The organism is Nostoc sp. CmiVER01, from assembly GCF_034531135.2.
In the GTDB taxonomy this organism is placed as follows: domain Bacteria; phylum Cyanobacteriota; class Cyanobacteriia; order Cyanobacteriales; family Nostocaceae; genus Nostoc.
Map to the genome: position 1 here is coordinate 24104 of NZ_JAVRBU020000034.1, position 10999 is coordinate 35102.

At 44.4% G+C, this 10999-nt stretch carries 9 protein-coding genes; 4 read left to right on the forward strand and 5 right to left on the reverse strand.

Annotated features, from left to right (window positions below; all coding sequences use genetic code 11):
• Positions 1–303 precede the first annotated feature (303 nt).
• The 4 genes from RMZ43_RS34645 (at position 304) to RMZ43_RS34660 (ending at position 2133) form a co-directional block, all read left to right on the forward strand.
• Positions 304–1107, forward strand: coding sequence for a DUF928 domain-containing protein (locus RMZ43_RS34645; protein WP_322652195.1), 804 nt, complete (start codon positions 304–306; stop codon positions 1105–1107).
• A gap of 103 nt (positions 1108–1210) precedes the next feature.
• Entirely contained in the window at positions 1211–1429 is a 219-nt protein-coding gene (locus tag RMZ43_RS34650; RefSeq protein ID WP_322651345.1) for a hypothetical protein, read from the forward strand.
• Positions 1402–1473 carry a hypothetical protein gene (locus tag RMZ43_RS34655; protein WP_416212400.1) on the forward strand — a complete coding sequence of 24 codons (72 nt, stop codon included), beginning with the start codon at positions 1402–1404 and terminating at the stop codon, positions 1471–1473. Before RMZ43_RS34650 ends, RMZ43_RS34655 begins: the two co-directional genes overlap by 28 nt.
• A gap of 528 nt (positions 1474–2001) precedes the next feature.
• Entirely contained in the window at positions 2002–2133 is a 132-nt protein-coding gene (locus RMZ43_RS34660) for a hypothetical protein (RefSeq protein WP_322651344.1), read from the forward strand.
• A 324-nt stretch (positions 2134–2457) separates the two neighbouring features.
• On the opposite strand, the gene RMZ43_RS34665 is transcribed toward RMZ43_RS34660, so the two are convergent.
• From RMZ43_RS34665 to RMZ43_RS34685, 5 genes are all read right to left on the reverse strand, one after another.
• Positions 2458–4743 (reverse strand): chemotaxis protein CheW, encoded by a 2286-nt coding sequence (locus RMZ43_RS34665; RefSeq protein ID WP_322652196.1) that lies wholly within the window; start codon positions 4741–4743, stop codon positions 2458–2460.
• Positions 4744–4900: 157 nt separating this feature from the next.
• Positions 4901–6172 (reverse strand): GAF domain-containing protein, encoded by a 1272-nt coding sequence (locus RMZ43_RS34670; RefSeq protein WP_322652197.1) that lies wholly within the window; start codon positions 6170–6172, stop codon positions 4901–4903.
• Between the two features lie 29 nt (positions 6173–6201).
• The gene (locus tag RMZ43_RS34675; RefSeq protein WP_322651341.1) at positions 6202–7227 is read right to left on the reverse strand and encodes a chemotaxis protein CheW; all 1026 of its coding nucleotides are present in this window, start codon (positions 7225–7227) and stop codon (positions 6202–6204) included.
• A gap of 93 nt (positions 7228–7320) precedes the next feature.
• Positions 7321–7758 carry a four helix bundle protein gene (locus RMZ43_RS34680; protein WP_322652198.1) on the reverse strand — a complete coding sequence of 146 codons (438 nt, stop codon included), beginning with the start codon at positions 7756–7758 and terminating at the stop codon, positions 7321–7323.
• 71 nt (positions 7759–7829) lie between these two features.
• A complete protein-coding gene (locus RMZ43_RS34685; RefSeq protein ID WP_322652199.1) occupies positions 7830–10964 on the reverse strand; it encodes a hybrid sensor histidine kinase/response regulator in 3135 nt (1044 codons plus the stop codon).
• Positions 10965–10999 lie beyond the last annotated feature (35 nt).

The following is a 10999-nucleotide window of genomic DNA, read 5'->3' on the forward strand; positions in this document are numbered from 1 at the left end:
AATTATATATAACGTATAAAACTTCCGAACATAAGGTTTATACGACGGTTATATTTGTATACAAAATAAATACCAAAATTTCTAGTACAACTCTTATTTATCTATGTCTTGCGTTGCGCGTAATTCCTATTATATTTCAACACGGTTCAGTTAAGGCTAAAACTCTTACTGAAAGTGAATTTTTTTAACGAACCGCCAAGAACGCCAAGGACGCAGAGAGAAGAAAGAAATTCTTCACCCAAGCGTATTGTATTATATTCAGGCTTTTTTCAGCTAAAAACCCAACATCAAATCAGAGTAAATATGAAAACTACTTTTTCTCTAAAACTTGCACCACTTTCTTTAGCTACATTGCTAGAAATATCTATTATTGCTGCTTTCCCTCAAACCTTAACGGCTCAGTCATCACACCTTTTACTTAGCCAAAACTTGGCTGGTAACAAAGAAATATTTGAGAGAAAAATCAATTTCAAGCCTCCTAAAGTTGGAGCGCCTGACAATCGCAAAGGAGGGGCATCGCGTGGCACTATGATGTGTAGCCAAAATCGAAAGACACTAAAGGCATTACTACCAGCAAATAACCTTGGCTTAACTGTAGAAAAATATCCAACTTTCTTTGTATATATTCCTTCAGTTTCTACGCAATTAGCGGAATTCGAGTTACGGGAGAAAAACAATAGTGCTGTAGTTTATAAAACGAGATTTCCACTTCCAGCAAGTTCTGGTATTGTTAGCTTCAGCCTCCCTACTAATAAAACCTTACAACCTTTAGAAATTGGCAAAAATTATAAATGGTCATTTTCCATCATTTGTGATTCTGAAGACCGTTCTGAAGACCTTTTTGTAGAAGGTTGGGTACAAAGAATCGAACCAAGTTCTACTTTGGTTAGTCAGTTAGAAAAAGCAACATCACGCGATCGCCCCTCCTTATATGCAGAAGCTGGCATTTGGTACGAAACGCTGACAACATTAGCCCAATTGCGTTATTCTAATCCTCAAGATTTAACTTTAGTAGCTGATTGGAAAGAGCTATTAGAGTCAGTTGGACTTAATAGTATTGCGAAAGAGCCGTTAGTTGAAACTTCAATAGACCTCTTGCACGAATAATGTAAGCATGAAAAAATACAGGTCAAAAAAGAAAGAGCAATGAGCTACGAGCAGATGAAATACCTGCCACCACACGAGTTTAAACGGTTATGTGGAGTACATATTGCATTGCTACGTTTGGGAAAATGGTAGAAGTTCTAAAGCCCCAACTGACGAGAACTGGGATATTGGGGGTCAGCCAAAGTTAAGTGTAGAAGACCATTTATTAATTGCACTTGAATATTGGCGGGGAGCCGGAGACGCTCCGCCTCCGGGGAGTACAGAACTTACTTTCATATATCTAAAAGTTGGGGTATACATGAATCCACGGTATGCCGGATAGTACGGAAGGTAGAAAATATTTTGATTAAGTCGGGAGCATTCTGACTGCCTGGAAAACGAGAGCTACATCAACAAGCGTATGAATGGAAAGTATTGGTAGTAGATGTCACTGAAAGACCTGTAGAACGTCCAAAAAAAAACAGGTACAATCAAAATTAGTTAGCATCCATTTATAAATTTTTAGAAGAACCCAGAAGCCAGAATGGGCTAAACGCCCAACTATCCATGTACAGGAATCAGAACAAGAAAATGGGGGATTCAGACCCGCCACTAATTATAGACCGCTAAATTTTCAATGTAGTGGGGGTATTAAACCCATTTATTCAAACACCAGTCATACAGAATTCAAGATGGATTCTGACCATGCCAGTTTTCAAATATTCTTTTGGAGTAATGCAATCCACAACCTCAGAGTGATGTTTCTCTCATTGAATTAAGCCATCTTTTCTTTGAGACTTATTAGCAAACATTTAGGCATTTAGCTATTAAAAGTTTGCTAATCCTTGACCGATTAATCCTACTGTTGCCGTTCGTGGCAATAAGATTCCTTAACAAGTAAAGGAAACACCAACTATGTCATCTCAAGCTGAAGAATTTACTATTGATGTCGAAGAGGAATATCAAATTATCAATCCGACGACGCGGGAACTGAGGAGAGCGTGTGGAACACATTCTGCCAAAAGCCCAGAAAGCTCTTGGCGTTGAGGTACAGCCAGAAGCCTAGCGATCGCAGATAGAAATTGGTACACCCATCTATAGAACACTTGCAGATGTGCGCTTGGAACTTGTTCGTTTACGATGCGAAGTGATTACGGCGGCTACCTTGAACATTGAAACAAAACACCCATTGGCATCCAGGTACCGTGGCGAGGTTGGTTAAAGTTACACGGCCTCTGTGAGGGTTGGCAGCTTGCAAAAGAGACTTAACGGGAAAAGTCAGATGTGCTATGAACTGGAGCGCTTTTATTGGGAGTCTATGTTAAAACTGCTGTAATTCATGTGCAACAAACGTTTCGGCAGGTATTGAGTTCAAGTTAGAGATTTTGCGAGAAGGTGACCATCTAAAACCACGCTAAGTTGCCCATTGGCAAGAATGCTAGTTCCTTGGATATAAGCAGCAACTGGGATTGCTTCCCCCAGAGGATGGATCGCAGAGGATTGTTTGCCAATGATGCAATCTACTTCTAAAGCACATCGTTTGTCTAAGTAACGAAATACTAATAAAGGCTTATCCTGCTTGAAAGCATTTAGTGTATTTGTGCTGTAAGTAGTAACTGAGGTGGGGAGATGATTAGGACAAATCAGCACATCAGTCAATAAATGGATAGGGACGAGCATTTCTGTTGTTAGATGCTCATGAGCATAACCAAGGAAGCCACTGGATTTGCCAGAAGACTGCAATAATAACATGCGTCCCGCTTGAGTGTGGATAATTTGTTCGGACTGGGATAGATAAATCTGCTCTACAGAATCGGCAATAAATGCATAGACTCTGGAGTTAGCTTGACAGAGGATAAGTTGAGCAATTTTTTGATTGAGGGGAATTTGGAGTGAGAAGGCTGTACCATGTCCAACTTTAGACTTCAATACTATTCTTCCCTGAATAGCTGTTAATTGCTTGCAAACTTCAGTTAATTCTACTCCTAACTCTAAAGCAGCACGATCGCATAAAACAGATGAAACCTCTGGTTCAATTACCATTTCTTGTAAGATATCCCCTGGTTTTGTCAGAGCGAATCCTTGGGCTAAAGCTTGTTGATAAATTTGAGATAAGTTAAGTCCTGCACCATCATCACAGCCATCAATAATCAGTTGATTTCCGTGCTGGTAAACTTGAATTTCAATAATACCGTTGCTATTTTTACCAAGGTGTTGGCGTGTTTGGCAAGACTCAATACTTTGCTCTAGTAAATAGCAACTTATATGCAACAAGAGAGCATGAAGGCGATCGCTAAATGCCCGATCGACTTGGATATCGCTAATTTGTAAATGTAGTCTAGCAGACTTATCTTGTAGAGCTTGTAACTGAGACCAAAGCCGATGTAAGGATTCTAAAGCTACTTTTAAAGGAATAGTTGTAACTGTTTTGACTAAATTGGAAGAATGCTTAAGCAACTTTTCCTGCTGTATGAGTTCTTGTTTGAGTTGATGATGATTGTTATTCAGCGAATCAACAGTTGATGCTACCTGAGACGCTTCAGCCAAAACAGATTGTAGAGTACTGTATAATTGCTGAGAGCGAGAAGCAGCTAGAGGAGAAAGGGTATCTGAAATTGCTACTAAACGTCCTGACCATTCCTGTAGATTATCCAGCAGGTGTTGTAATCGTTTAACTTGTCGGAACAACCGCCCGATCATATGTTGCTGTTGTTCTTCTTGACAGGCTTGCTGATTATATGTAGTTAATAATGTTGCAACTAACGCGTTTAGTTGTTCGAGATGCTCAATATTGATGGGTGTGGCGGTTGGAATACTTGTTGCAAGAATGGTAGAAATCGATTCTTGCAAAGAGAGTTGATGTTGATGGCGAACAGATTTAACTAGGGATGGAACAGAAGTTTCAGTAGGCAGGGAAAAATCCCCTAACCAAGCATGAAAATCTTCTTCTTCTAGGTTCGCTAATTCCCCTACCTTGATGGGAAGCTGCTCTGTATCTACGTGAACAAGGCTGTCAGACTGGGGGCTAGTCTCACAAGAGGCAGGGGGCAGAGGGGCGGAGGGGCAGAGGGGCAGAGGGGCGGAGGGGCGGAGGGGAAAGAACTTGGTATTTGAACTCTCCTTTGCTCCCCTGCTCCCCTGCTCCCCTGCTCCCCTGCTCCCTACTCCCTGCTCCCCTGCTTTTTCACATTCATGTGGTTGCTCTATCGATGTCTCAAGGTTTGTTTCCTGGGTGATAACGCTTTGTTGGCGATCGCCAAACTCTGCTTGTAGACGAGCAACAATGGCAGACATCCGCTCCAGAATTTCTACTTCGTCAATTTGCGAGGCTGTTAAAAATGCCATCAATAGCATCTGTAGACAATCTAATCCTTCTGACAACAGGGAAGCGATTGGGGCGTTGACAGTTGCCCGATACTGATGCAGAAGCTGAAAAATCTCTTCTAGTGCAGCCGAAACTATGGCAATGGCATCTAACTCGGCTGCTATGGCAATCGAATGCAGAGAGCGAGCAGCTTCCATGAGAGCCAAAGCTGTACCAGGGTTACTGTCTTTTGTATAGTTAGGCAACTCCTGCTCCAAGAACAGTAACAGATCGATCGCTTCTTCTAGAAAGCGATCGTCGTTCTGCGGTTGGGGGACAAAATCGGTACTCATGAAAACAACTCTCAGTTTCTATGGGATTTGTGACAATTCTATAAACTTCTTGCAGAAGTCGGGAAAAGGGGAAAGCGGAAAGGTTCTGTATTTTACCTTTCCCCTTTAACCTTTACCCTTTTCCCACCTCTTGCAAAAGTGCTTTTTGCAAGAGGTCTTATGGCTTCGACATTGGTTTGAGGGTACAAGCAGCGATGTTGGCGATCGCTCTAAATTGCTCCTGGATTTGCGCGATTGACTCCAGCCCCGCATTGATTTGGCGATCGCACGGTTCGATAGCAGAAGCAACGTCTGCTGCTGCCACCTGGAGTTCTTGGAACCATTCCTCTATATTTAAGGTGCTGTCGCGGGCTTGACGAGCGAGAATTTCTACCTGTTCAGCAGCAGCTAGCAAACCTCGTTCCTGGTCGCTAGCTTTTGTGGCTTCGATGGCTGTATTCAGAGACAAAACCTGAATTTTGGTACTCAAGCCTTCCACAAGGCGAATAAAGCCAGAAGCTTGCTCGCAAAATTCACCAAGGTATTGCAGCTGTTTATTAGTAAAAGCAACAGTATCTTGAATAGACATTAAATACTCGTTGGCAAGCTCGGCGATTCTTGCTCCTTCTTGTACAGCCTGGCTCACTTGCTGAAATGGCACTAGTAATTCAGAGCGATCGCAGGATTCAGCTTTTTGGGGAGGCGATGACAGATGTTGAGCAGGTGGAGCTACTATTTCAGCCCAGCGCAAGTTAATTGTCAACATCATTCCTACTTGTTGTAGCAAACTGCGCTCTGCTTCCTGCCATTGTCGTAGTTGGAGGCAATGATGAATAACTAACAAACCCCAAGGCTGTTGTTTGACAATCAAGGGTAAGCACAGGCTAGCTTGCACCTGAAAGCGTTGCCAAAATTGCTGTTGGCGGGGAGTTAATTCTAATATTTCAGTGAGGTTGCCCTGCGAGTTTTGTCCGTCACTAACATCGGGTTTAGTAACCAACAAATTTATCGGTAGGGATTGGTTGAGCAGGGATGACCAACCCGCTTGTATAGCTTCAGCGATCGCTCGAGAGCGATTATCTTCCTCAAAACGATAAATCAGGACGCGATCGGCATTGAAAACATCTCGAAGGGCAGTGACTGTAACCTCCAAAAGTGCAGTTTGACTTTTTGCTTGTTGCATTTGCCGATCAATCGCCGCAAGTTGTTCTCGCTGGAGTTGAAAAGCCCCTCGAACATTTTCATCATTGTCACTGGGCGAATCCTTAGCCAAAGCTTGGATAAAAGCTTCGATTTGACTTACCTTCTGCTGCAATTGAGCGACCTTTGGCCCCTTAGCAGATTGAAAGACTGCTTTGATTTCAGCCACATTAGCCAAAATTTCTTCTATCTGGATTTCATTTTCAACAGGCTGGGTTTCAGAATTAGGGTCTAAAGTTGCGATCGTCACGGAAAACTCCTTGGCAGCATCAAGTTAAATCAGTGGGTTTGCCATTGCAATGTCTGGGCGATCGCTCTGGTGTCTAAAATCCAGCGATCGCCTGGCAGAATACCTCGAACTAAATTTAGCAGTTTGTTTGGGGAAAAGTCGGTTGGTGCCGATTGTGCTTGCTGTAAATCCTGCCACTCTACATCGTAGACATGAGCTACCAAAAACCCGATTACCTGATTTTGCAGTTCGAGAACCAGAACCATTGGCTTTTCTGGTGGTGACTGCCGCTTTAAAAGCGGCGCATAACCAAGCAAATGTTCCAAGTCAACCAGCCGCAGCATCTGTCCTTGCCAATTATAGAAACCTAAAATCCAACTTGGTAAGGCCGGGGCTGGGGAAATTTCTTGGCTAGCGAGATGAAAAATTTCCATTATTGAGTCAAATGGTAGCAATCCACTTCCTTGATTCCCCAAGGAAAAACGGAGAAATCTTTGCCGTTGTTCGCCTGATATCAGCCCAGGAGCCAAGGTTGGGGTTGTTCCGGGCAACCCCAACTTATCAGCCAATATCTGGCTCATACCAAAAAGAAGTACTTTGAGTGGTTCCTCGTTTGGTGCTACAGACAAAACAGCCATGTGGCTAACACAGCTTAACTCCGCCACTTGCCGATAAGACCAAGGCACCGGACGCACAGCTGACAAAGGAATATCAATTAAGGCAGGGGGCTTGTCCACAGGAATACCACAAATTTCTCCAGTCCGTGTTTGAGTCAGAAGTAAGAAGCGCCCTGAAGTCTCAACCACAGAGAGAACTTGATCCGCCTGTTGTCGTGGTACTTGCTGAATGAACTTCTGGCGCAAGTCCACAATTGTGATCGTTTGCGCTCCCAAATCAACCATCCCGATACCATTTTCAACCGTACTGCTAATAGGGGGACAAGCCATCACCTTGAGAACTGCACCAACTGGCAGGGCAAATAAATAGTCTGCGATCGCAAAAACAACGACTCGTAATGAGTCGCGCTCGCTCACAACGCCAGATAATCGCTTAAACGGAAAGGGAGTGTTAAGCATAAGTCGGTAGGTGTTGAAAACTGTGGTTAGGGGGCAGAGGAGCAGGAGAGCAGGCAGGGGGGCAGAGGGGCAGGGGAGCAGGGGAGAAAGATATTAACGCTTCATTAGCCAAGGTGAGGGATCAGTAATCATATTTACCAAACCACCTAAGATCCGATTGTAGATTCCATATAATTCTCTGCCTAATTCAACATCCAAATAATTGCACTTAACAGCAAATTCAATCCATGTTTGTGTTTCTGCTGCCTCTGCTTGTCTACGACACGCTTCGCGAACACAGTCATTGAGTTTAGCCACAAAAGCTGCTTCATATCGACGTTTTCTCCAAGCTTCAGCTAGATTTGCACAAACAGAACGGGATAGCGAAGCGTTAGCGAGTCTTCGAGCGTCTGATCTACGAATCTGATAAGTTAATGAATACCGCTCCTCGACAGGAAACTTTTTAGAGAATTCAAAGATTTTCATAGCTGCATCGAATGCCATTTGATAAACTTTCAAGTCTTTATGATTTTTAATTGGTTCTTTTTCCATCTCCATCTACTCCCCTGCTCCCCTGCTCCTCTGCTCCTCTGCTCCCCTGCCCCTCTGCTTCCTGCCTTATCTCAGGTATGAACCAGTTCAGCGATCGTGGCTAGAAAGTTCTGTTCTGAATAAGGTTTGGTCAGGTAAGCTTTCGCCCCTAGAGCTAAAGCTAATTGGCGGTGCTTCTGGCCGCTACGGGTAGTCAGCATCACTACAGGAATCTCAGACAAACGCTCGTCTTGGCGACGGTGTTCCAAAAACTCAAATCCATTCATACGCGGCATTTCAATGTCACAAATCACTAGATCGACATCACCGTGTTGCAGCATTTGTGCGATCGCCTCTCGGCCATCGCCTGCTTGCAACACTTGATAATCGGCTTTTTGGAGCGTCTGCACCAAACTTTGCCTTTGTACAACCGAATCTTCCACCACTAACACCATTAGTCGGTTAGGTTGAGCAACGGCTGTATTGACTTCCATCGGCTGTTGCTGCGGTTGCGTTATCGTTAGCTGGGATTGCTGCCCCTCTAGAGCAAGAACAAGCTCAGGCGCAGGCAATAGTTTAGTTGCAAGACTTGATGCCGGGGAAGTTGGCATAAGATCAGTCTCCCAGGTTTGCCGAACTAACTCCACCGGGTCAACAATTAGGGTAAGACTACCATTTCCCAATACGCTGTAGCCTTGGATGTAACTAGGTAAAGTCAGGACTCTGCCGAGGGATTTAATTACTAATTCCTGCTCGACTAAAATCTGATCGACTTGCAAACACAGGTATTGATGCTCTGTTTCCAACAGCAGCAGAGGTTCAACGGTGTTCCGTTGTTTGACTGGAAAAGGACTTAGATTTAAATTGTGGTCTTGGGTGAATAAAGGATATTTGTAATCCAGCAAATTGGCAAGCGAGCGGATGGGAACTAATTGCTGATTTTGCCCTTCTCCCCACTGCCAGAATTTTTGGCTGCCTTGCCCGTGTAAAGATTGCTGGACTTGAATCTGGTCTGGCTGCGGTAATAAAACCTGGCTAATTCCTTCAGATAACAAGCCATAAGTAATACCTTGAGATTGACAAACGAGCAAGCGTGCTGTTGTCAAGCTCAGAGGCAATTGCAAGATGAAGGTGGTTCCCTGCCCTGAAAGCGATCGCACCACAATCGAACCTTGTAAAGCTTGCAATTGAGTGCGAACGACATCTAAGCCGATACCACGGCCAGATAACTCACCAATCTCCTTGGCGGTAGAAAAGCCTGGTTCAAATAATAACTCTGCCAGTTGGTCTTCTGAGGCGTAGGCGGCTTGTTCGGGAGTCAGCAGGTGTTTTTCTATACCTCGCTGACGAATGGATTCCCAGTTAAAGCCTCGACCATCGTCGCGTACTTCAATAGTAGTGCGGTTGCCTTGATGATAGGCTTGAATTGTAATTGTTCCGGTTTCTGGTTTACCCTGCTGGCGGCGGGTTTCTATCGGTTCAATACCGTGATCGAAGGCATTACGAATCATGTGCAGCAAAGGATCGTACAACTGCTCAGAAATGGCTTTATCCACCAGTACCTTCGTACCGCCAAGCTTGAGTTCAACAGGCTTATGATAAGTTGCTACCATCTGTTGCAACAGCCGGGGTAATCGATTCAACACTGTTCCCAGTGGAACCATTCTGGCTTGCAGCAAATCTTCCTGCGCTCCTGAAAGCAGTTGCTTGCGCTTTCCGAGACTGAAGCGAGATTGCTGAACTAAGCCATTAACAGCCTCAATCCGTTCTCCTAATTGCACCATGTCTTCTGTAAGATTTTGCAGGAGAATGTGCAACTCGCTATAGTTATCCATTTCTAAGGCATCAAAATTGGATTGTGCCTCGGTAGTTGGAACTGAGCGTGGAGAGACATGTATATGTCGCTGCTTGCGTTCGGGAAGCAGCAGATGTCGATCCGACCAAGTAAAAACTTTACTAAGTTGTTGTTGACAGTACAAAAACTGTAGTAGAGTGTCTTGAGCTGCTTTGTGGATGTGGTTAGATTGCAGGTTTTGTTGGTTTTCGCTGATTAGCAATTCCCCAATTGTATGGCTGAGGCGATCGAGCTGTTCTATCGCGACTCGGATACTGGGAAGTGATGCCGATGATTGAGCCTGGAGGCTTGGTGGTGGTGGAGAGGCCGGCCGATCTGAGTCTGAGTATCGGCAGGATGTCTGGGGATCTCCGATCCAGATTGACTGTAGAATCCGCTCTATGGCAGAGGGGGCTACTACCGAATCCTGAGAAATAGGTGCCAGTACCTCCGGTGTTTTCGGTAGCGAGTTATCAGTCCGCTTCGGGAAAAACGACCAAATTGATTCCGCTTCGCTAGCACTGAGGAGGGGAGATGGCTGATTCTCAGTTGTAGTCGTTTGTGTTGCTTGAGCAGCGATCGCAACTGGCTGCTCTTGCGGTTCTTGGACAGGAGTAGTTATTTCTGCCCATTCTCGCAATTGTAGAGATATCTCTCCTCCTTGAGTGCGATCGCCTGCCAGTACTGCTACTTGAGCCGCTTTAAAATTTTCTAAAGCCACCTGAGCGATTTGCAATACTTTATCTGGATGTGCTTTGAGCGCGTTTAGGGTCGCCTGGGCAATTTCTTCCAATCCAGATAAGCCATAAGATGCTGCTAGTTCGACAAAAAATTCTGCTTGGGAGTTGAGTGTTGTTTGAATTTGTTGCGGATCTTGGGTTTGAATGTCAGTTTCCAACTGTTGCAAATCCTGGAGTACACTCCCGGAAAAGATTGACTCTACCACATCAAAGCCAAGTTCTTCCGAACTGGGAAGCGGAGCCTCACGACCAAAAAAGTCGCCTAGTTTGTGTTGGAGTTGGGCGAAAATTGAGGCAGTGCGATCAAGTATTTCTGCCTCATTGCAGGATAAGTCCATTAAAGCAGCACTCAATGGAGTTCGCAGGCACTCATAAGCATCTAGAAGCAAAGCACCCAATTCTGGATCGATTTCCAATTCTGGAGCATATAACGCTTGGAATACATCTTCCAAATGATGGGCAATTGTCTGAATAGTTTCTTGCCCAACACTGGCAGCACTTCCTTTGATAGTATGGGCGCTTCGCATCAAAGCATGAACTTTTTCTATTGTTTTTTCATCAAGTAGACCGATCAGATTCTGCTCAATGGTTTGCAATAACTCTGCCGCTTCCGCAAGAAAAGCCTGCTCTTGATTACTGGGATCGGGGTTCATAATACGCTTGGTGTCAAGGAGATTTATCTGTTAAG

Coding starts and splice junctions, on each gene's coding strand:
- RMZ43_RS34645 (WP_322652195.1), top strand. CDS start 304: ATGAAAACTACTTTTTCTCTAAAACTTGCACCACTTTCTTTAGCTACA.
- RMZ43_RS34660 (WP_322651344.1), top strand. CDS start 2,002: ATGTCATCTCAAGCTGAAGAATTTACTATTGATGTCGAAGAGGAATAT.
- RMZ43_RS34665 (WP_322652196.1), bottom strand. CDS start 4,743: ATGAGTACCGATTTTGTCCCCCAACCGCAGAACGACGATCGCTTTCTA.
- RMZ43_RS34675 (WP_322651341.1), bottom strand. CDS start 7,227: ATGCTTAACACTCCCTTTCCGTTTAAGCGATTATCTGGCGTTGTGAGC.
- RMZ43_RS34680 (WP_322652198.1), bottom strand. CDS start 7,758: ATGGAAAAAGAACCAATTAAAAATCATAAAGACTTGAAAGTTTATCAA.
- RMZ43_RS34685 (WP_322652199.1), bottom strand. CDS start 10,964: ATGAACCCCGATCCCAGTAATCAAGAGCAGGCTTTTCTTGCGGAAGCG.